General features: G+C 39.9%; 19 protein-coding genes and 4 pseudogenes. 8 read left to right on the plus strand and 15 right to left on the minus strand.

Features of this window, described 5'->3' with window-relative positions:
- Positions 1-215: 215 nt before the first annotated feature.
- Positions 216-545, minus strand: a complete 330-nt coding sequence (locus P20652_RS04325) for a 5-carboxymethyl-2-hydroxymuconate Delta-isomerase (protein ID WP_008171055.1) — start codon at positions 543-545, stop codon at positions 216-218.
- A gap of 206 nt (positions 546-751) precedes the next feature.
- On the opposite strand from P20652_RS04325, the gene P20652_RS04320 reads away from it, so the two are divergent.
- From P20652_RS04320 to P20652_RS04300, 7 genes and pseudogenes are all read left to right on the plus strand, one after another.
- Positions 752-1237 carry a CreA family protein gene (locus P20652_RS04320; protein ID WP_008171056.1) on the plus strand — a complete coding sequence of 162 codons (486 nt, stop codon included), beginning with the start codon at positions 752-754 and terminating at the stop codon, positions 1235-1237.
- Between the two features lie 47 nt (positions 1238-1284).
- A complete protein-coding gene (locus tag P20652_RS04315; protein WP_008171057.1) occupies positions 1285-2058 on the plus strand; it encodes a hypothetical protein in 774 nt (257 codons plus the stop codon).
- Between the two features lie 11 nt (positions 2059-2069).
- On the plus strand, positions 2070-2708 hold the full coding sequence (locus P20652_RS04310) for a LysE family translocator (RefSeq protein WP_008171060.1): 639 nt from the start codon (positions 2070-2072) through the stop codon (positions 2706-2708).
- A gap of 26 nt (positions 2709-2734) precedes the next feature.
- Positions 2735-3229: a gamma-glutamylcyclotransferase family protein gene (locus P20652_RS04305; RefSeq protein ID WP_008171061.1), complete on the plus strand. Its 495-nt coding sequence runs from the start codon at positions 2735-2737 to the stop codon at positions 3227-3229.
- 144 nt (positions 3230-3373) lie between these two features.
- Positions 3374-4266, plus strand: a pseudogene (locus P20652_RS21095) (serine hydrolase domain-containing protein); the annotation flags it as partial.
- On the plus strand, positions 4252-4785 hold the full coding sequence (locus P20652_RS21100; protein WP_237707143.1) for a DUF3471 domain-containing protein: 534 nt from the start codon (positions 4252-4254) through the stop codon (positions 4783-4785). The pseudogene P20652_RS21095 and the gene P20652_RS21100, both read left to right, overlap by 15 nt.
- 121 nt (positions 4786-4906) lie before the next feature.
- Entirely contained in the window at positions 4907-5824 is a 918-nt protein-coding gene (locus P20652_RS04300; RefSeq protein WP_008171068.1) for a histone deacetylase family protein, read from the plus strand.
- A gap of 12 nt (positions 5825-5836) precedes the next feature.
- Here P20652_RS04300 and P20652_RS04295 read toward each other — a convergent pair whose 3' ends face one another.
- The 14 genes and pseudogenes from P20652_RS04295 to rsmD form a co-directional block, all read right to left on the minus strand.
- Positions 5837-6130 (minus strand): DUF4144 family protein, encoded by a 294-nt coding sequence (locus tag P20652_RS04295; protein WP_008171071.1) that lies wholly within the window; start codon positions 6128-6130, stop codon positions 5837-5839.
- 22 nt (positions 6131-6152) lie between these two features.
- Positions 6153-6961, minus strand: a pseudogene (locus P20652_RS04290) (DUF2797 domain-containing protein).
- 22 nt (positions 6962-6983) lie between these two features.
- Positions 6984-9524 carry an EAL domain-containing protein gene (locus P20652_RS04280; RefSeq protein ID WP_008171077.1) on the minus strand — a complete coding sequence of 847 codons (2541 nt, stop codon included), beginning with the start codon at positions 9522-9524 and terminating at the stop codon, positions 6984-6986.
- 117 nt (positions 9525-9641) lie between these two features.
- Positions 9642-10925 (minus strand): phosphoribosylamine--glycine ligase, encoded by a 1284-nt coding sequence (gene purD / locus P20652_RS04275; RefSeq protein WP_008171079.1) that lies wholly within the window; start codon positions 10923-10925, stop codon positions 9642-9644.
- A 15-nt stretch (positions 10926-10940) separates the two neighbouring features.
- Positions 10941-11762, minus strand: a complete 822-nt coding sequence (locus tag P20652_RS04270) for a class I SAM-dependent methyltransferase (RefSeq protein WP_007586523.1) — start codon at positions 11760-11762, stop codon at positions 10941-10943.
- Between the two features lie 106 nt (positions 11763-11868).
- On the minus strand, positions 11869-13455 hold the full coding sequence (purH, locus tag P20652_RS04265) for a bifunctional phosphoribosylaminoimidazolecarboxamide formyltransferase/IMP cyclohydrolase (protein WP_008171081.1): 1587 nt from the start codon (positions 13453-13455) through the stop codon (positions 11869-11871).
- 326 nt (positions 13456-13781) lie between these two features.
- Entirely contained in the window at positions 13782-14072 is a 291-nt protein-coding gene (gene fis, locus P20652_RS04260) for a DNA-binding transcriptional regulator Fis (protein WP_002957804.1), read from the minus strand.
- A gap of 19 nt (positions 14073-14091) precedes the next feature.
- Positions 14092-15063: a tRNA dihydrouridine synthase DusB gene (gene dusB / locus P20652_RS04255; protein ID WP_008171083.1), complete on the minus strand. Its 972-nt coding sequence runs from the start codon at positions 15061-15063 to the stop codon at positions 14092-14094.
- A 281-nt stretch (positions 15064-15344) separates the two neighbouring features.
- Positions 15345-16226 (minus strand): 50S ribosomal protein L11 methyltransferase, encoded by an 882-nt coding sequence (prmA, locus tag P20652_RS04250; protein WP_008171085.1) that lies wholly within the window; start codon positions 16224-16226, stop codon positions 15345-15347.
- A gap of 67 nt (positions 16227-16293) precedes the next feature.
- Positions 16294-18141 (minus strand): RNA polymerase sigma factor RpoD, encoded by a 1848-nt coding sequence (rpoD, locus tag P20652_RS04245; protein ID WP_008171087.1) that lies wholly within the window; start codon positions 18139-18141, stop codon positions 16294-16296.
- Positions 18142-18265: 124 nt separating this feature from the next.
- On the minus strand, positions 18266-20017 hold the full coding sequence (gene dnaG / locus P20652_RS04240) for a DNA primase (protein WP_008171089.1): 1752 nt from the start codon (positions 20015-20017) through the stop codon (positions 18266-18268).
- A gap of 238 nt (positions 20018-20255) precedes the next feature.
- A complete protein-coding gene (locus P20652_RS04235; RefSeq protein WP_008171091.1) occupies positions 20256-20702 on the minus strand; it encodes a GatB/YqeY domain-containing protein in 447 nt (148 codons plus the stop codon).
- A gap of 19 nt (positions 20703-20721) precedes the next feature.
- Positions 20722-20937, minus strand: a complete 216-nt coding sequence (gene rpsU / locus P20652_RS04230; protein WP_002957797.1) for a 30S ribosomal protein S21 — start codon at positions 20935-20937, stop codon at positions 20722-20724.
- Positions 20938-21082: 145 nt separating this feature from the next.
- Positions 21083-21687 (minus strand): annotated as a pseudogene (rsmD, locus tag P20652_RS04225) (16S rRNA (guanine(966)-N(2))-methyltransferase RsmD).
- Positions 21688-21881: 194 nt separating this feature from the next.
- On the opposite strand from rsmD, the pseudogene P20652_RS18790 reads away from it, so the two are divergent.
- A pseudogene (locus P20652_RS18790) lies at positions 21882-22582 on the plus strand (signal recognition particle-docking protein FtsY); the annotation flags it as partial.

The following is a 22582-nucleotide window of genomic DNA, read 5'->3' on the forward strand; positions in this document are numbered from 1 at the left end:
TAATTTAAATAAAGTTAATCCATAGATTAAGCTAAGCTTTCTTAAATTTGAAAGAGTGCGAATGCACTATTAAATTCCAGCGTTAGATCGGACGCTATTCATGCTCTGCTTTATAAATGACAGTGATCAGCATCTAATTTAAGAATACAAAAAAGCCCCAATTGGGCTTTTTGTTATTAGTGCTTACTTTTATTGCTCAAAACTACAAGAGTTAACTAATTTTTACGGTATATCTCATGCTCAATATCGTAAATATTTACGCTTAAACTGTCTGATGCTCTGCAGTATGTTTTTAAGCATGAAAGCAGCAGTTCGCTTAACATTTGTTTTTGCTCGATTGAGCGTCCTGCCAAAATATGTACCGCGATATGTATAAACCCTGATTTTCCTGCGCCAAGTTGATATTGCTGATAAGCAATAGCACGTGTTTTGATGGTTTCTAATTCAAATAAGTTACTTTCGAAAGCGGTATTATGAATTTTTTCTACCAGTACTTGTGGTAAAACGGGGAGGTCTTCTGAGTGTTCAATAATAATGTGCGGCATTTAGGCGTTTCCTATTATGAGTTACTGCATGAGCAGAGTTAATTGTATCAAACACAACAGGGTTCGCTAAACCCTGAGTTATCTAAAATCTTTGCTTTAAACTAATTTAGTCGTATTTATTTTTGATGTTAGTATAAAAACAAACAGGTGAACCTTCGCTTAGTAACGTAGGTACTAAGTTACTTATATATTAATTAAGGATAAGTATGAAATTACCACAAAAATTTAAACGTTTAATTTTACTTGCAGGCGCAATTGTTACATTAAGTGCTTGCTCTGATGATGTTGCGTCGGTAAGTCTGGGGTTATTTACAACTAAAGATGTTGTGGTTAATTCGCAGCAAGATCCTATTCTTGAGGGCGTTACTTGTCATATTAGTCATATAGAGGCTAATTTGGACTTTTCTGATCCGTCTGATATGTCTATTGCATGTCGTCAAACAGGCCCTATTACAGCGCAGCAGCTACAAAAAATAGACCGTAGCAAGTCGGGCGAGGTGATCTTTAAATCATCTAAAAGTATATTATTTAAATCACTAAAAGTGCGCCGTATTTACGATGCTGAAAATCGTACTTTATTGTACTTATCGTACTCAACTAAAGAATCTAGCGGCAGCCATCACCATGCGCTATCAACCGTGCCGCTCTACAATACTCAAGCGTGGGACTGGGCGCTTACACAAAAAAATTAAACTAGCATTTAAGCTAGTACTTAAACTAAAACCTAAAAGAGCACACTATGTTAGCTTTATTTAAATCAAGGCCATTATTAGAGCAGCAAGAACAGCAATGGCTTATTGATACATTTATTTGGGCTGTAGAAAACTTTGATGCTGAATTTTTTACAAAGCACACTCAAATAATACTGCCAACGGCCACGTTTTTCCCCGATTCGGTATCGAGCATTGAAGAAATGGCGAGTAATGTTTTTACCCGCGTTACTAACTATGCAGGTATGAGTGCTTGGCCTATCCAACTAGTTGCACCGCAGCAATTACAACCGCAAGTTTTTCCGCACTTTGAATTTAGCGATGAAATACGTGGCGAAGGCAGTCATTTAATTGTGCCGCCAAGCCATAAGATCAGTATCTCTTTTAATCCTAATCAGATTAATCAGCCACAAGATTTAGTGGCAAGCTATGCGGGTACTCTGGCCACCATACTTATTCATCACGTTGGTGTGCTACCGCCAGGTGGTAGGGAGTATTTACCACAAGCTGCTGATGCACTTGCTTGTTTTTTAGGATTTGGTGTGATGATGAGCAACACGGTGTATCAGTTTAAAGGCGGTTGTGGCTCTTGCTATAACCCATACGCTAACCGTGAAGCTAAGTTAAGTGAAACACATACGGTATTTATGCATGCCCTGATTAGTTATTTTAAAAACGATAAGGTGTCTAAAAAACACTTAAAGCCGCATTTACGTGGTCAGTTTAAAAAAGCACAAAAAGAGATTAAAGCATTGGTAAATAACTCAGCTAACCCGCTGTTATTAGCTTATTCGCCAAACTAGCAAGGACAAGTGTGGAATACGTAGATGAATTTTTACTGATTGTTATTGCTCATTTTTTTGCAGTAGCAAGCCCAGGGCCTGACTTTGCCGTAGTACTTAAGCAAAGCGTGCAGCAAGGTAGGCGCAATGCATTGTGGACAAGCGCAGGTGTTGGCGCTGCTATTTTACTGCACGTTGCCTATTGCGTGTTAGGTGTTGCGCTTATTTTAACGCAATCGCCTAGTTTATTTATGGCGCTTAAGTATCTTGCCGGTGCATATTTAGCTTACTTAGGTGTACAAGCACTCAGAGCTGCAAAACCGCCTGCAAGTAATGAAAATAGCATTGATAACAGTATTAAAAGCAAGACTGTTCAAGAGGAACCTGTTTGGCTTGCTTTTAGGCGCGGCTTTTTCACAAATGCATTAAACCCAAAAGCCACGTTATTTTTTATGTCGTTATTTACACTCGTGATTAGCCCAACAACACCGACTAGCGTACAGGTCGGCTACGGCGTGTATATGGCATTGGCTACTTGGGCGTGGTTTTCAATGCTTTCAGTGATGCTTTCTAGAGATAATGTAAGGGGCTTTTTCCAGCAACGCGGTTATTGGTTTGATCGTGGGATTGGCGTTATTTTAATTGCCCTTGCAGTGCGTGTTGTTATTTAACTTATTTAAAAAGTACAGGATATAAAATGCCGTTATATAATTTTTCGTTTGGCTCTAATATGTCATCTAATCGTTTGTTAGCGCGCTTACCGAATGTAAAGCGTGTAGGGACGGCGGTACTTAAAGGTTACGAGCTAACTTTTGATATGCTATTTAAAGATGGCTCAGGTAAATGCAGTATTTATCCTAGCGATAAAAAAGGCGCGCTGGTTTACGGCGTTATTTATGAGCTTAATGAAGATGAAAAACTTATTTTAGATGGTATTGAAGGGCCAGGTTACGATTGCGTAGATATAGCCCCAACGCTTTTAACGGGTGAGACTGTAACTGCACATTGTTATATAGCGAATACCCATGACAGCGATGTACTCCCATACGATTGGTACATAAAACACGTTCATCGCGGATCACTTGAAGCGGGCGTACCAAAAGAATACAGTGATGCCATATTAAATCGCGCACAAAAAAGCGATACCAATCAAGAGCGCGCAGCAATTGAATTTGCATTGCATCAACAATAATAAAATAGGATTGATATGAAATTAACCAAACTTGCCGCAATTGTACTAATAGCAAGCACTCCGTTTAGCAGCTGGGCACAAGTTGATACCAACAAAATTGACGACGTTATTAGAGCATCAATGGCACGTTTTGACGTACCTGGTATGGCAGTCGCCATTGTTGAAAACGATAAAGTGATATTTGCTAAAGGTTTTGGTGTAACTAATCTCGATACCAACAAAAAAGTAAACAAAGACACTTTATTTGGTATTGCTTCAAACACGAAAGCGTTTACAGCAGCAGCGCTTGCCAAGTTGGTTGATGAAGGGAAGTTAAGCTGGGATGACCGCGTAATTGATCATTTACCAGAATTTAGGTTATACGACTCGTACGTAACACGCGAAATGCGTATTCGTGATTTATTAAGTCACCGCAGTGGGCTAGGGCTTGGGCAAGGCGATTTAATGATTTGGCCAAGTACCGATAAATCAGTTGATGAAATTTTAGCGGGATTACAGTATTTAAAACCAGCGAGCAGCTTTCGTAGTAAGTACGCTTATAACAACCTGATGTTTGTTACCGCTGGTGAAGTGGTTGCACGTGTGTCGGGTATGAGCTGGAACGATTACATCGAAAAAATATATTACAACCGCTACACATGGACAACTCACGCGCGGGCTTTTCACGTATTCCAAAAAGTAATAAAAACTGGGCGACAGGTCATATTCCTATGGATGGCACGCTTCATCCATTTTTTGTGAACTACCTAGAAGATTTTAGAGGCGCGGGTGCCATTGCTTCGAGTGTAAGTGATATGAGCCAATGGCTTCGTACGCAATTAGCAGGCGGTAAAATGCCAAATGGCGAGCAGCTGTTTAGCGAAAAGCAACAAGCGCAAATGTGGCACCCACATATTACGTCTATGGCGTCTAAAAGCGCGTTTGAGTCGTATCATCAGCAGTTTAGGGGTTATGGGTTAGGTTGGAGTATTGAAGACTACCACGGCTTTAAAAAGCTAGGTCACGGCGGTGGTATTTTAGGTATGGTATCGCAAGTTACTTTATTGCCTGAGAAAAAGCTCGGTATTGTTATTTTATCTAATCAACAAGCTTTTGGTGCACTTTCGGCAGTAACCCATGAAGTACTTGAAGATGCGCTTGAGCTTGAAGATAAAGACTGGGTAGAGGATTTAGCTAAAAGTCATTTTGAAGGCAAACAACAAGCGTACGCTAATGCAAAACCAGAAGCCCCCGCTGACTACCAACCACAATTACCAAACATTAATTATACCGGTACATTACACGATGATTGGTACGGCGATGTAATTATTGAGCAGCTTGATGGTAAGTTACGAATTGACTTTACTCATACAAAGCGTTTAAAAGGGGAGCTTGAGCACTACACCGGCAACACGTTTATTGTTAAGTGGGACGAAAAGCTACTTGAAGCGGATGCGTTTATTCGTTTTGAAATGAGCTCACAAAACCGCGTAAACAGCGCTAAAATGCGTGCAGTATCAACACAAGTTACCGACTTTAGCTTTGACTTTAGAAACCTACATTTAAAAGCAAAATAGCTAATAGCATTGATATTTAAAGTACAGATATTTAAAGTATCGATATACACCAAAGTCGCAAAGCCACCATTAGGTGGTTTTGCTATATTAGTACTTAATTTACTTTGGTTAGGAGCATTTTATGCGTACAGCAGTTATTTCACATCCTCATTGCCGTAAACATAAAATGATAGACGACCATCCTGAGTGCCCAGAGCGCTTAGATGCAATTACCGACAGATTATTAGCCAGCGGTGTAGATGTTGGCTTAACACACCTTCAAGCACCTAAGGCTGAGCGTGAGCATTATTTGCTTGCTCACGATGAAGCTTTAGTTAAACACGTAGAAACCACACTACCAACCGAAGGGCTTGCTAATTTAGATGGCGATACGTGGCTGTGCCCCAATTCGTTTAAAGCGATTGAGCGGGCAGTCGGTGCAGGGTTGTTAGCTGTTGATGAAATACTTGCCGATAAACTCGATGCTGCTTTTTGTTCAGTACGCCCGCCAGGGCATCATGCTAATAAAAACTCATCATCTGGGTTTTGTGTATTTAATAACTTAGCTATTGCCGTTAAATACGCACAAAGCAAAGGGGTTAAGCGCATTGCGATTGCTGACTTTGATGTGCACCATGGGAATGGCACACAAGACATTTTTATTGATGACGAAAACGTACTGCTTTGTTCGTTATTTCAGTATCCGTTTTACCCAAATACAGCGGTTAAAAATAATAGCCATATAGTTAATTCTCCTTTGCCAATTGCCAGTGATGGCGACGATTTAAAAGAGGTGTTTACTGGCCAATGGTTACCAAAATTAAAAGCGTTTAAGCCTGAATTACTTTTTATAAGCGCAGGGTTTGATGCACACCTAGAAGATGATATGGCAAGCTTAAAGTTTGTTGAAGATGACTATATTTGGCTTACCGAGCAACTATGTGGTGTTGCTAAAGAGGGCGGTTGCAAAGGTGTTATTTCGTATTTAGAAGGTGGCTATGCGCTATCAGCTTTGGGTCGCAGTGCTGTAGCGCATATAAAAGTGCTTACTGAGATTTAATTGTGCTGCGCTTTATAGCTCAAGTATGTTAAATGCTTGCTCAACGGTTAGGGTTGTTATTTTACTTAAACAACAATGCCCTTCATTTAATAAGTAACTTGTTACGAGTACTGCAAGTTGCTCTGCGCTTAACGGCTCTCGCGGTGCATTTTTTAAAGTGCAGTACTCGCCACGTTTATTAAGTATAACCACATCAGTTAAGTCGCTTGTTGTAACACTGTGTAAGTGCTCATCACGCTCTTGTGGTGTGTGAGCTATTTCAAGTTCGTTATAAATAATAACGAGCTGTGGAAATTGATTAAGCATTTAATATTACTCCTTAGGCGCTTTAGCCTACCGTTATTTCGTAAGATGTAAATTTACGAATATTAATAACGCCTTTTTCAAAGATTAAGTACTGACCTTTAATACCTTGTAAAACACCACTTACAACAGGGTCTTTGTCAAAGTTAAATGAGCTGATTTTTGTTGGGTATTCGGTTACTGGAAAGTTTAAATCAACCACATCTTCATCAAGTTGCTCTATTGCTGTTGCGCCAAATAATTCACTGAGCTCGTTTAGCTTTTCACTAATTTGTGGGATCAGCTCGGCTGCCGCTGCTTTTAAGTCAATTGCGTCGTTTTGACCTTTTAGCATATTGCGCCAATTAGTTTTGTCGGCAATAAATTCAGCCAATGCAACTTCCACTAAACCTGATTGCAGGCGAGTTTGCACTTTAAAAATAGGTAATGCCTGAGTCGCGCCTTGATCAACCCAACGAGTCGGTATTTGTGTGTGGCGGGTAATACCGACTTTTAACCCAGAGGTGTTAGCGAGATACACATAGTGTGGGATCATGCAGTTTTCTTCGCCCCACTGTGGCTCTCGGCAAGTGCCTTGGTCGTAGTGGCAGGTTTCTGGTTTCATTATGCACATATCGCAACTAGCAAGCTTGCGCATGCATACAAAACAGTGACCTTGAGAATAGCTTTTTTAGTTTTTTTACCGCAGTTAGAACATAAAATAGTGCCACTAAAGGTAAGTGTAAGCTCCCTACCTATAAATGCATTTAAGTCTACTAAGTGTTCACCTACAGGTAGGTGATATTGTACTGGTTCGGTTAAGCTTGATTTTAGTTTACGCAGTGTGCCTTGCATCTTTACTTGGCCCCTAAAGATGTTAAAAAGAGGAGTCTAACATTTTTAAGCTATATTGGCTTTTTAAGAAGTGTAAATAGTCGGTGTAAGGCAGTGCTTTTGCGTATAAATAACCTTGGGCGCAATCAGCGTTCATATCTTTGAGTAAGTGATGGATTTTTTGGGTTTCTACCCCCTCAATTGTTATTGATAAATTAAGCTTATGTGCCATATCAATGGCTGTTTGTACAATAACTTGGTGAGTTGGATTATTAGGTAAATCAAAAACAAATGACTTATCTATTTTAAGTTCACTAAAGTGATAGTTAACCAAGTAACTCAGTGACGCGTAACCTGTTCCAAAGTCATCAAGAACGACTTTAATCCCTAATGCAGTTAACTCGTCAACTAATTTAATTAATGCCTCTTGGCTCTCTACAAAAGCTGATTCGGTCAGTTCAAATTTTAGTAAATGAGCAGGGACTTGGTATTTAATTAAAATATTTTCTACTTTTTCGGCTAAGTTATTAATCGTTAAATTTTTAGCGCTCAAATTTACGCTAATAGTGTGATCAACGTAGCCATTTTTTGTAAATTCAACAATATCTATACAAGCTTGTTCAATAACCCATAGGGTTAGTTCATTAATAATGCCAGTGTGTTCAGCAAGTATGATTAATTCTTCAATTGATAAGTTGCTGTAAGCTGGATCGGGCCAGCGTAATAGAGCTTCTGCACCACTTATTTGGTTGCTCAGTAAATTAATTTGCGGTTGGTAGTAAAGCGCGAGTTGATTTGTTTTGATTGCTTGTTGCAACTGAGCCGCTAAAGCAACGTCCATAATCAAGTTATTTCCGTTCGACGATGATCCTATTTGATTAAGGCTGCTTTTTGCTTGTTCAAGGGCTAAATAACCACGCTTTAACCAATATTCAAAATCGTTACTTTTACCCGCAGAGCTAATACCTATACTGTAATTAAGTTGCAGGTTTAATCCTTTAATTTCATATTGCTTAGGTAGGCGACTAATTATTTTAGTTAGTAGTGCCTCTAGCATTTCTTGGTTTTGTGTTTTAGTAGAGATAAAGGCAAATACACCACTGCTCAAATCGGCTAAGCGTGGACTGGTGTTTAAATCTGTTTCGAGATTTGTAAATTCGCGTTCGTGGCTTAGTTTTAATTCAAGCTCTTTGGCTATATATTTTATAAGTGTGTAGCCCTGAGAAGAGGTAATAATAGTATTTAGCGAATTAAAGTGCCGTATCTTTATTAAACATAAAGTTGTTAAGCGATTTTGGCTTTGTAGTGCCATAAATGCTTGTTTTAGCTTAGAGCTATTAAGTAATCTTGTTTGTTGTGTGTGCGTAGCATGGTAAAGCGCACGTTCTCGCTGATACCTTACCCGGTCTGCTAATGCCATTGCCATTAAAATAACTTCACACAAAATAGCGACTAAAAAGGCATGGCGGGTTGTAAAGGTATACGGTAAAACGCCAGTGAGTTCCATGGGTTGAATTGCGGCACCAAATATTAGTGGTATCCATGAAAAAACATAAAACTTAGCCCATCTAAAACCACTACGTAACTTGTTATATATTAAAATAATACAGGTAATATAAAGTAGTACCATTACACCAAAAAATATAGGAGCCGCTATGTTTTCGGGAATAAACAAGCTACATACAGCAAGAATAAACATAAGCCAAAGTAGAGCTATGCTCATTTTGTAACGCCAGCATTTATCCTTATGGTAGCGCAAAAACATGGTGCAAAAAGCAAGGGTGAAAAAAGCGACCCCATAATTACTAAACACGACCTGTTCGTTAATAAGGAGCTGCCAGTGATTAGGCCATATATAAAAACCAAAACCTAATACAGCCCCCATTAGCGTAATAGCGCTGATGATATAGCCAATATAAATTAAATAAACACGGTCTTTTATGCCAAAATAAAGCACCAAGTTATAAAGTGCAGCCATTAATAGCACGCCTACAAAAATTCCCCAGATCCCGGCTTGGGAGCGCACTAAGTCAATAAATTCTTTATCGCGATATAAGTTTACAGGTGTTTTACTTATGCCGATTGTGTCTATTTTCATTACTAGGCGCTGTGACGATTTTCTTTCTACTAAAAAACGAATATGCGGCACGCTGTATTCAAATAAAGAGAGGGACTCTTCTTTATCGCCGAGTTTGTATGTTTCAATTAGTTTGTTGTTTTTATCGAGGCGATAGACCGTAAGGTGATCGACCATAGGGTTGTCAAAGTGTGCTACAACGTTTTGCTTGTTGAGACTTTTGTTTTCTAAATCAAGAAACAACCAATAGTTTTGCTGGCTAAAACTCCAAGGAACATCTGAAAATGGTTGATGAGTTAGTAATTCAGGCTGGTTAATGATGGTGTCGAATGTTTTAGTTTTGGTTTCGTCAATATAGTAGGCGTAATCGAGATACATTGGAGCTGTTTTATCAATTGTATATCGTGTAGGCACGATTAAGTTTGATGCCAATGTACTGATTATAAAAAATATAAATATCAGTATGGCAACAGCAATTGCATGATAACGTAAAGTTCTTAGTTCCAACGTTTGCGCACTTATAAAGCCCTTTTAAATAGTGTAGCACTATAAAAGCGCAGGTAAACTGCGCTTTTATAGTTAAATTAATTAATAAAACCAATAAGTTTCTATCAGTATATTAATTTATTGCTCGCGAGCAATGGCTCTATAAGCAATATCAGTACGGTATTCCATACCATTCCAGCTAATTTGTTTAACAAGCTCATAAGCACGCTGCTGCGCTTGCGTAACGGTGTTACCAAGTGCTGTTGCGCACAATACGCGACCGCCTGCGGTTACTACGTCATTGCCACTTTGCTTAGTACCTGCATGAAACACTTTTTCACCCGCAGGGTAGTCAACTTGTAGCCCCGAAATAGTATCACCTTTAGGGTAATCACCTGGGTAACCTTTAGCAGCAAGAACAACACCAACGGCTGCGCGTGGGTCAAACTCAATCGTTGTTTTATCAAGTTCTACACGGTTAGCAGCTTCAATCAATTCAACTAGGTCTGATTGTAAACGTAGCATCATTGGTTGAGTTTCAGGATCACCAAAGCGACAGTTGTACTCAATCACTTTAGGGGTGCCTGTTTCGTCAATCATCAAACCTGCGTATAAAAAGCCTGTGTATGGATGGCCCTCGCTTGCCATCCCTTCTACCGTAGGGTAAATAACTTCGTTCATAATACGCTGGTGGATTTCATCCGTAACAACTGGCGCAGGTGAGTATGCACCCATGCCACCCGTGTTAGGACCGGCATCGCCATTATAAGCGCGTTTATGGTCCTGACTGGTAGCAAATGGTAATACGTTTTTGCCATCAACCATTACAATGAAAGAGGCTTCTTCACCGTCTAAAAACTCTTCGATAACAACACGGCTTCCCGCATCGCCAAAAGCATTACCCGCAAGCATATCGCGAATAGCATCTTCGGCATCGGCTTCCGTCATTGCTACAATTACGCCTTTACCCGCAGCTAAACCATCTGCTTTTACAACAATTGGCGCGCCTTTTTCTTTTAAATAAGCAAGGGCTGGGTCAATTTGTTCAAACGTTTGATAATCGCCAGTTGGGATTTTATGACGGGCTAAAAAGTCTTTAGTAAACGATTTAGAACCTTCAAGCTGAGCGGCACCCGCCGTTGGTCCAAAAATAGCCATGTTATGTTCACGAAACTTATCAACAACACCTAAAACTAACGGTATTTCAGGGCCTACAATTGTAAGCTCTACCTTATTTTGTTGTGCAAAACTAAGTAAACCGTCTAGGTCGTCAACATTTATTGCGACGTTTTCAAGCTTTGGTTCAAGTGCAGTACCTGCATTACCAGGGGCTACAAATACGGTGTTTACTTTAGTGTTTTGAGCAGCTTTGAACGCAAGAGCGTGTTCGCGGCCGCCGCTGCCAATGACTAAAACATTCATGGCGTAAATTCCTATTTAAAGCGGTTTTTTAAATTTCAGCGTCATGCGGTCGCTTTCACCAATGGCTTTATATTTGTCAGCATCTTGTTCGCCGAGTCTTAAGCTTGGTGGTAGCGTCCATACACCTTTAGGGTGATCGGCTGTATCTTTTGGATTTGCATTTATTTCACTGCTTGCTACTAATTCAAATCCAGCTTGTTTAGCAAGGTCGACTACGTAGCTCTGCTTCATATAACCTGATGTTTTTTGATCTTCGTCAGCACGTTCTTCAGCTAAACGGTGTTCAACTAAACCTAGTGTACCACCTGGTTTAAGGGCTTTATAAAAAGCTTGGAATGCACTTAATGCACCGCTTTTATCTTTGCCCATATACCAGTTATGTACATTACGGAAAGTTAGCACCATATCGGCACTGCCAGCTGGCGCAATATCTAAATGTGTTACAGGTGCAAACTCAGTAATTTTAACGCTACTAAAGCGCTCATCTTCAGCCACTTTTTGTTTAAAGCCCGCAAGAGAGCGTTGGTAGTAGCCAACTGATGAATCAGCAGGAAAGTGCGCGGCATAATAAGTGCCTTGCTCTTTTAGTGCTGGCGCTAAAATTTCACTATACCAACCACCGCCTGGCGCAATTTCAACAACTGTCATAGTAGGTTTAAAGCCAAAAAATGCAAGTGTCTGAGCCGGGTGTCGGTATTCGTCACGAACGCTGTTTTTAGCACTGCGCTCACTTGATTGAAGTGCATGTTCAAGACTCGATTCGTGGTTATGGCTAAGCGCCATAGTCGATGTCATCGTTAGTGTGGCTACAAGTAGCGATTTTAGCGCAAATTTCATCGTTTGTTCCTTCACATTATAATTTTAAATAGGTTATTGAATAATCAGAATACGTGAATTTATAGCAAACAAAAAGGGTTAAACCAACGTTTAACCCTTTGTGTGATTAGTGGCGGAAATGGCGCATACCAGTAAGCACCATTGCCATGCCAGCTTCATCAGCAGCTGCAATCACTTCTTCATCACGCATTGAGCCACCTGGCTGAATTACCGCAGTAATACCAGCGGCGGCGGCGGCGTCAATTCCATCACGGAATGGGAAGAACGCATCAGACGCCATAACTGAACCTTTAACTTCAAGGTTTTCGTCTGCTGCTTTTATGCCTGCAATTTTAGCTGAGTATACGCGGCTCATTTGACCTGCGCCTACACCAATGGTCATACCGTCACGGGCATAAACAATTGCGTTTGATTTAACAAACTTAGCTACTTTCCAGCAAAATAGTAAATCTTTAAGTTCTTGCTCTGTAGGTTGACGTTTAGAAACAACTTTTAAGTCGCCTTGCGTTACCATACCTAAATCGCGGTCTTGAACTAATATACCGCCGTTAACGCGTTTAATATCTTGGCCAGCGGCTTTACCTGTCCACTGTCCACATTCTAGTAAACGAACGTTCTTTTTAGCTTCAACAATTTTTGCAGCGTCGTTCGAAATACTTGGTGCAATAATGACTTCAACAAACTGACGGTCAACAATTGCTTGTGCAGTTGCTGCATCAAGCTCTCGGTTAAAGGCAATAATGCCACCAAATGCTGATGTAGGGTCTGTTTTAAAGGCGCGCTCGTATGCTTGTAAAATGTTATCTCCAATTGAAACACCGCATGGGTTAGCATGTTTTACAATTACGCACGCAGGTACGTCAAATTCTTTAACACATTCAAGTGCTGCATCGGTATCTGCAATGTTGTTAAACGAAAGGGCTTTACCTTGCAATTGGGTTGCTGTTGCAACTGATGCTTCAGCAATGTCACTTTCAACATAAAAAGCAGCATCTTGATGTGAGTTTTCACCGTAACGCATATCTTGCTTTTTAGTAAACTGCATATTGATAGTACGTGGGAATTTAGTCTCTACAGCAGCTTCCTCGGTGTAATCAGGAACCATTTTACCGAAGTAGTTAGCAATCATGCCATCGTATTGGGCAGTGTGCTCGTAAGCAGCAATCGCTAAATCAAAGCGTGTTTTATAGGTAGTAGAGCCATTGTTGTTTTGCATTTCACTAATAACACGGTCGTAGTCGCACGCGTTTACCACGATTGTTACATCTTTGTGGTTTTTAGCCGCTGCACGAACCATAGTAGGGCCGCCAATATCAATATTTTCAATAGCATCTTCAAGGCTGCAGTTTTCTTGAGCGACAGTATTCGCAAAGGGGTATAAGTTAACTACAACTATATCGATAGCAGAAATATTGTTATCTGCCATTACGCTTTCATCTTGTCCGCGACGGGCTAATATGCCGCCGTGAATTTTTGGATGAAGTGTTTTTACGCGACCATCCATGATTTCAGGATGACCTGTGTGATCTGAGACTTCAGTCACTTTTATGCCATTATCAGCAAGTAGTTTACATGTGCCACCAGTTGACAGTATATCAACACCTTGCGCTTCTAGTGCGCGGGCAAATTCAACAATACCGGTTTTATCAGACACACTTAATAGTGCGCGACGAATGGGACGATGAGTATCCATTGTAGTTTGATTTCCTCAGTTAATGAGCTAGCTTAGAAGCGGGCATTTTAACTGATTACAATTCAAAAAACGACTTATAAAGCGTCAATAAGGGTGAGCATTTCGCAACTCGGCTATCAAATCACGGGCATAAAAAAAGCACCCTAAGGTGCTTTTTTTTGCATAATACCAGTTGTATTGGATTAGTAAGTAGTTATAACGATGGAAAAACAAGTCTATAACAAGGTAAAAATTTTGCTGTGTAGTTATTCTACATAAGAAACTTTTAACGACGTTATGTGCTTGTTTAGCTCGTTAGAATGCTTACGCTTTCAATATAATTGGTATTAGTTCATGCCGTATTTTTTAAGCTTTTTACGTAAAGTACCACGGTTGATACCTAGTAAAATTGCTGCACGAGTTTGGTTACCACGTGTATATGTCATTACTTCTTCAAGTAATGGCGCTTCTAGCTCAGAAAGAACAAGGTCGTAAACGTCTTGCACATCTTGACCGTTAAGCTGCTTTAAATAGTGGTGAACAGCTTTCTTCACTGCATCACGCAATGGCTGCGGTTTCTCGTGTGACTGAACATGAGGGTTAGTGATAAATGGAGAAGTCACGTTTTGTTCGAACATTATTAAGTCTCTTTCTTTCTTATTTAGCTGCTAGTGTTTTAAAGTATTGCTCTAATGCGTCAACTTGTGCCTGTGAGTTGTCGAGCGCATTAAATACTCGCCTAAACTGACCATCACTGTCATGCGTTTGCAAATACCAAGATACATGTTTGCGAGCAATTCGCGCGCCCATTGGTTCACCGTAAAACATATGAAGATTAGTTAAATGCTCCATTAAAATACTCCGCACCTCTGCTATAGCAGGTGGTTGTAAATGTTCCCCAGTTCGCAAATAGTGGTCTATCTCCCTAAATATCCAAGGGCGACCTTGGGCGGCTCTGCCAATCATGATGGCATCTGCACCCGTATAGTCTAATACCTGTTTTGCTTTTTCTGGTGATGTAATATCACCATTGGCAACAACAGGGATCGACACTGAACGTTTTATATCCCTAATCGTGGCGTACTCAGCATCACCTTTGTACATACATGCGCGTGTACGCCCATGTACAGCAAGTGATGCAATGCCATAACGTTCAGCTATTCTCGCAATCTCTACACCATTACGGTTATCCGGATCCCATCCTGTACGGATTTTAAGTGTCACAGGTATATCGACAGCATTAACGACTGCATCAATAATCTCTTCCACAAGTTCAGGAAACTGTAATAAGGCTGAGCCTGCGAGTTTCTTGTTCACTTTTTTTGCTGGGCACCCCATATTGATATCTATGATCTGTGCACCATTAGCAACATTGAATTGTGCGGCCTGCGCCATAAGCTCAGGGTCTGCTCCTGCAATTTGCACTGCGCGTATACCCGATTCACCGCTGTGATCCATACGGTTCATCGACTTTTCTGTTTTCCAAACCCTAGGATTAGACGATAGCATTTCAGAAACAGCTAGCCCTGCGCCTAAACGACGGCAAAGTTGTCTAAATGGTCTGTCTGTAATGCCAGCCATTGGCGCGACAATTACATTATTCTCAAGTTGGTATTTACCGATACGCACTATATTCAATAGGCCTCTTTTCAAGGGGCGCTAAGTTTACGGTTTTTTTCACAAAAATCAAAGGCTATAAATTGAACAAAAGTGACTTTTTTTTGCCCTTTTCGTATTGACATTTGATAACCATATGACAAGTAGGTTGATTTGTTTGAAATTCATACAGATTTTATTTTCTACACAATAATCAGAAAACTTTTAATATGTAAAAAAATAGTAAAGCCTGTTAAATACAGGCTTTACATGGGAGTTTTGAGTTAATGCTCTAAATTTGATTGTGCGATTTATTAGGTCTTTTTAGTACCACTTATTCGGGTCCAATCACCTTCAACTGCAATATCATCGAGTTCAATAAACGGCGCATAAATATCTGCAACTGATTGTGCTTGTTCTTCTAAGATACCCGACATGGCAATTTTGCCATCTGGTTTTAATAATCCTAAAATAACACTGTGCAGTTCGCGAAGGGGTTGCGCTAAAATATTAGCTACTACAATATCAGCGCTAAACTCTGGCTGGTTTTCTGGTAGGTATACTTCAAGTTTGTCAGCAACGCCATTTCGGTTAGCATTATCAAGACTTGCTTCGAGTGCCTGAGGGTCAATGTCGATACCAATCATACGCTCTGCGCCGAGCTTTATAGCTGCTATGCCTAATATGCCTGAGCCACAACCAAAATCAACAACGGTTTTACCTGTTAGGTCTTGGCTTTCAAGCCATTTAAGACACAGTGCAGTTGTTGCATGTGTGCCCGTGCCAAAAGCTAGGCCAGGGTCAAGCAGTACATTTACTGCATCAGGATCTGGAATGTCGCGCCAGCTTGGACAAATCCATAGCTTTTCACCAAATTGAATAGGGTGGAAGTTATCCATCCATTCACGTTCCCAGTCTTTATCCTCAAGCTGCTCTATTTTGTATACTAAGTTGTCTTTTAGTTCATCATGGCGTTTCAATAACGCAACGACTGCATTCATATCGTAATTAGCTTCAAACAAGCCAATTACTGTTGTATCAGCCCAAAATACAACGGTGCCAATTTTGGGTTCGTAAATAGGGGTGTCTTTTGCGTCAATAAAGGTTACTGAAGCACTACCTGCTTCCATTAATAGGTCACTTACTGCATCTGCTGTTGCAGCATTGGCGTTAATACGAATTTGGATCCAAGCCATGATTATTTCCTTCAAATAGAAAAAAGGCCGCTATAGCGGCCTTTTTAGTTTATATAGTAGCGCTAAACTATTTAGCGTCTAAAAAGCTTTTCAGTAAATCTGAGCGAGAAGGGTGGCGTAATTTACGCAGCGCTTTCGCTTCTATTTGACGAATACGTTCACGTGTTACGTCAAACTGTTTACCTACTTCTTCTAAGGTGTGGTCGGTATTCATATCAATACCAAAACGCATACGTAGTACTTTAGCTTCACGGGCTGTTAGGCCTGCAAGTACATCGTTAGTTGCGCCACGAAGAGACTCCATTGTTGCCGAATCGATTGGCGAATCAATAGTTGTATCTTCGATAAAGTCACCTAAGTGAGAATCTTCATCATCACCGATTGGTGTTTCCATTGAAATTGGCTCTTTAGCAATCTTAAGTACCTTACGGATTTTATCCTCAGGCATCATCATGCGTTCTGCTAATTCTTCTGGATTTGGCTCACGACCCATTTCTTGTAACATTTGACGAGAAATACGGTTAAGTTTATTAATCGTTTCAATCATATGTACTGGAATACGGATTGTTCTTGCTTGGTCAGCAATAGAGCGAGTGATTGCTTGACGTATCCACCACGTAGCATAAGTAGAGAACTTATAACCACGGCGATATTCAAACTTATCAACTGCTTTCATCAGACCAATGTTACCTTCTTGAATTAAATCCAAGAATTGTAAGCCACGGTTTGTATATTTTTTAGCAATTGAGATTACAAGACGTAAGTTAGCTTCAACCATTTCTTTTTTCGCACGGCGTGCTTTCGCTTCACCAATGCTCATTCGACGGTTAATGTCTTTAATACGCTCAATGCTTAAACCTGTTGTTTGTTCAATAACAGATAATTTATTAATGCTACGAATGATTTCTGGCTTAACTTCTTCAAGTTTAGCTGAGTATTTTTCGTTACCTGAAATTTCTAAATCAACCCACGAAGCATCCGTTTCGTTGTTAGCAAAATGCTTAACGAACGTCTTTTTTGGTAATTTAGCAATTTGGACAGCTTGTTTCATGATGAGGCGTTCTTGAATGCGAACACGATCCATCATTTCACGCATGTTATTAACCATGCGATCAAACTGTTTAGGTATTAATTTAAAGGTTCTGAAAAGCTCACCGATTTCAAAAATGGCTGCTTGTGATTCAGGGTGCGAACGACCTTTAGCTTCAAACGTATCACGTGCTTTATTATATAAATCACGTAAATTTTCAAAATGAATACGGGCTTCTTCAGGATCTGGCCCTGTGTCTACTTCTTCTTCATCTTCGTCGTCACTATCAACATCATCTTTATCGTCTTTGTCATCATCAAGCTGTTTAGCGCTTAATTCTGAACCAATGTTAGTTGCTGAAATAGGTGCAGTGTCTTCATTCGGATCGATAAAACCAACAATAATGTCGCTTAAACGCATCTCTTCAGCTTCAAACTTATCCCACTGGTCAAGTAGGTAAGTGATGGCTTCTGGATATTCAGCAACAGAAATCTGTACTTGGTTAATGCCTTCTTCAATACGCTTAGCGATAACAATCTCGCCTTCACGGGTCAGAAGCTCAACAGTACCCATTTCACGCATATACATGCGTACCGGATCCGTTGTACGGCCGATTTCTTTTTCTACAGTTGCTAGGGCTGCAGCGGCAGCTTCAGCTGCGTCTTCGTCTGTCGTTGTTTCTTGCATCATTAATTCATCAGCATCAGGCGCGTTTTCGCTAACCTTAATACCCATATCATTAATCATGCTTATGATATCTTCTACTTGATCTGAGTCTATAATGTCTTGTGGAAGGTGATCATTTACTTCTGCAAAAGTTAAGTAGCCTTGCTCTTTACCTTTTTGAATCAGAAGTTTTAATTGTGACTGAGGAGTTGGATCCATAGAGATTTTTTCTTCCACTCTGATAAGTTGATACAACAGGCGCCATCATGTAGTTTGCATTAAAGCCAACTAGAATAACGTGACGCAGTGAATAGCGTAGTATAACAGTTTAAATCAATTTTGACTAGCTGTTAGTCGCTTTTAACGCTGTCATTAATAAATGACATTCAAGTCTTTCGTCGCTATTGAGACCTTGTGTCTTGTCCTTTATTAATAGGGTCTCAAGTCGATAATTTAAACACTGATCTTCAATAAATTTAAAAGTATTTTTAAAAACAGTCTCTAAACGCTCTTCATTTATTTCATGTTGCCAAGTGGCGAGCTTAATAAGAGGCTCATAATCGTCAGTATCTCTAAAAAATTCGAGTAGCTGAGCCGTAGTGATATTTTCTTTTTCAAGTGCTTGTTGCTGCAAGCGAAGCAGTAAACCAATACCCGCAATGTTCATTTGTGCAAGTTCTGGTAAGTAAGGAACGCTTTTAGCTAGGTTGGGGTGCTGAATTAAAATACCAATAGCCTGTCGCATTGGCGTTATTTTAAATTTTCGCTCAATGGAGTGCTGTTGTTTTGGTGTTTTTAAGCGATTATTAAGTTGTTCTCGAGTACGCCCAATTAATCGGCCTAATTGCTCTAAAATATTTTCTTGATAAAATTCACTCGGAATTTTTTCGATTAACGGCAATGCGGCACTAAGTAATTTTGCCTTGCCAGAATCAAGTGTTAAATCTATTTCGAGGCTTAATTTATTAAATAATACTTTAGTAAAATCATCGGCTTCACTTAAGCGTTGTTCAAACAGGTCTTTACCTTCTTTTTGTACTAATGAATCTGGATCTTCGCCATCAGGTAAAAACACAAAATTTAGCGCTTTACCATCATTTAAAAAAGGAAGTGCATTTTCAAGTGCTCGCCAAGCTGCATCACGCCCTGCACGGTCACCATCGTAACAACAAATAACGTTGTCAGTTGTTCTAAAAAGAGTGTGCATATGCTCGCTTGTTGTTGCGGTACCAAGAGCTGCAACTGCATATTCAATACCTTGTTCAGCAAGCGCAACTACATCCATGTAACCTTCAACAATAAGAACATGATCTAGCTTTTTATGCGCTTGTTTAGCCTCATACAAACCATACAATTCAAATCCCTTATGAAAAATACGGGTTTCTGGTGAGTTAAGGTACTTAGGACCTTGCTCGGCTTGCATAACACGACCACCAAAAGCAACTACACGTCCGCGCTTATCACGTATTGGGAACATTAAACGGTCGCGGAAAAAGTCGAATTGCCTGCCTGGTGTTTTTTCTGAGGCAAGCTTTAGCTCCACTAATTGTTCTTTTTGATCTTTGTTACGACCAAGTTGTAGGCATAAACCATCCCATTCACTTGGTGCATAGCCAATCATGAATTTTTTAACTATTTCACCGCTTAAACCACGGCCTTTTACATATTCAATAACGGCAGCCGAATTAGTGTGGTGTTTTAGTTGGTGCTGATAAAAGCGCGCAGTATGAAGCATTAAATCGTAGTCAGAGCGTTTTTGCGCTGCAGTGCGTTCAGGCCCTGAGCTTGTGCCTTGTTCGCGAGGAACATCTAAATTAAGTATGCTCGCAAGTTCTTCAATAGCATCAACAAATTCAAGTTTTTCATATTCCATTACAAACGAAATAGCGTTGCCATTGGCGCCACAGCCAAAGCAGTGATAAAACTGTTTATCTTGAGATACAGTAAATGAAGGCGACTTTTCGTTATGAAAAGGGCAGCATGCTTGATAGTCCTTGCCAGCTTTTTTAAGACCAACTTTTGAGTCTATCAGGTCGACAATATCGGTTCTGGCAAGTAAGTCGTCTATAAAATTACGTGGGATCTTTCCAGCCATTAGTAAAATAAAGTCCTGAGATAATGAGATGAATAACGAAATCGAAATTTACTTTTTATACTAACTTAACGTAAAAAATCATATTTTAACTTACCAAAATGACAGCTAAATAAATAGGGTAGGTATAAATAATTTCGTTTTAACGTTGGTTATTAATTTACTTTAAATAAACTTTAAACGAAGAAACCGAGCGCTAGGCTCGGTTTGCTTCAATCATACTTTAATGTATGTGGGCGTATTAGGCTGTTAATCGTTGCTTAATTAAACCAGAGATTTTACCCATATCGGCGCGACCTTCAGCTTTGCTTTTGATTATACCCATTACTTTACCCATGTCTTGCATACCTGCTGCGTTAGTATCAGCAATAGCCGCATCAATGAGAGCAATTATTTCTTCTTCACTCAATGCTTGAGGTAAGAAAGTTTCAAGTGCTGTAATCTCACTGGCTTCAATATCAGCTAAATCATCACGCCCAGCATCTTTGTACTGAGTGTAAGAGTCACGACGTTGTTTAACAAGCTTCACTATAACGGAGGTAATACCTGCGTCGTCTAGTTCTATACGCTCGTCAATTTCACGTTGCTTGATTGCAGCAAGTACCATACGAATAGGGTTAAGACGTAATTTGTCTTTAGCTCTCATCGCATCTTTTTGCGCATCTTTTAGCGTTATTAAAAGGCTCATTTATACAAGACCTAATATATTAGTATAATTTAACGCGACGTGCGTTATCACGAGAAAGTTTTTTCATGTGACGTTTAACTGCAGCAGCTTTTTTACGTTTACGTTCAGCTGTTGGTTTTTCATAGTGCTCGCGACGACGAACTTCTGAAAGGATTCCTGCTTTTTCACATGAACGCTTGAAGCGACGAAGTGCTACGTCAAACGGTTCGTTCTCTCTTACTTTAATTACTGGCATTAAAAATTCACCTACCTAAATTATGAGCGTTGCTCAAGTTGATCAAACATTGATCAAGTGGTTCAAAAATGGTGCGGTATTGTAATCCGAAGCAACACCACATGTAAAGGACAATATTAACAGAAACACATCATCTAAAACAGTATTAATTTGTTTGACGTTCATACAGCCTGCAGAATACTTGCCCCGCCTTTTTTCTTTAATTAACAACCAGTTACAGGGTGGTGTAAAGGTGTTTAATTCGGCTTCAACTTCTACATAAATTAATGCCTGGACGTTAAGCCAGTGGTTATTTTCTAATAAATCACAACTTATTTGCGCTAAATCTTTACGAAAAGGAGGGTCAACAAAGACAAGGTCAAAAGGTGTATTTGAGTTTTTTTGCTCTAAGAAAGACAATGAATTGGTATGTTTAACGTGTGCGTTGTCGAGCTTTAAAGTGCTAATGTTTTGTTCTAATTGCTTAGCAGCTAATGAGTCGAGCTCAATGAAAGTAGCGCTTTTAGCAAATCGAGATAGCGCTTCAAATCCTAAACCACCAGAACCAGCAAAACAGTCGAGTACATGTTTATCTCGGGTATCTTGCATTAACCAGTTAAATACAGTCTCTTTTATACGATCGGTCGTGGGTCTCAAACCTTGTACGTCTTTTACTGGAAGCTTGCGGCCACGAAATTGACCGCTAATTACTCTAATAAAGCCATCGCTGGATTTGCTAATCACTTTATTTTGCGTTGTTTTTTTTCTCATTTAGCTCACTAAAAAATGGTATCTAAGATTTAGCTCAGATAATATTGTACATAGATTATGTATAGCTTCATTTTTCATCCGCATTAAAAGTGTTACTATTTAGCATTCACGTTTTGAACGGTTGTTTGGCCGGCAACAATATTGCTAGGCATCGCCAAGCTATTTTCAAATTTTAGTTTATCAGATTTTTATAAGTGGTTATTAGCAAGTATGGCAAAAAAAATAAATTCCTGTCTTGGTTTGGTTTTGGTAAGTCAGATGAGAAGCAAGCAGAACAAATAAACGAGACTGATAATCAACAAGCGTTGGCACAGCAACAAGAGGCCGAACACTTAGAAAAAGCGCGTGTAGATGCTGAACAGTCAGAAGCTTTACGTCTTGAAGAAGAGCGAAGTGCGGCTGAAAAGATTGAAGCCGAACGTCTAGAAAAAATGAGATTTGCTGATGAAAAACGCGAAGCAGAAGAGACTGAGAAATTAGCAATTGAGAAAGCAAATGCAGAGTTATTAGCGAAAGAACAGGCTAATGCCCAAGCGCAGCATTTACAACAGCAAACTCGTTTGGCAGAACAAGAAGCGCAAATGCTTCTTGAGCAAGAGCTAATTGCTGCAGAAAAAGCGGAAATTGACCGTTTAGAACAAGCAAGACTTGCTGATGAAAAACGCGAAGCAGAAGAGGCTGAAAAGTTAGCAGTTGAGAAAGCAAATGCAGAGCTATTAGCAAAAGAACAAGCGGATGCTCAAGCACAACAAGTTCAGCAGCAAATACGCTTAGCGGAACAAGAAGCGCAAATGCGCCTTGAACAAGAACGTGTTGCGGCTGAAAAAGCAGAAGCTGCACGCTTAGAGCTGGCACGTATTGAAGCAGAGCAAGCAGAAGCTGCACGATTAGAGCT

Source organism: Pseudoalteromonas sp. BSi20652, from assembly GCF_000239855.1.
Classification (GTDB): domain Bacteria; phylum Pseudomonadota; class Gammaproteobacteria; order Enterobacterales; family Alteromonadaceae; genus Pseudoalteromonas.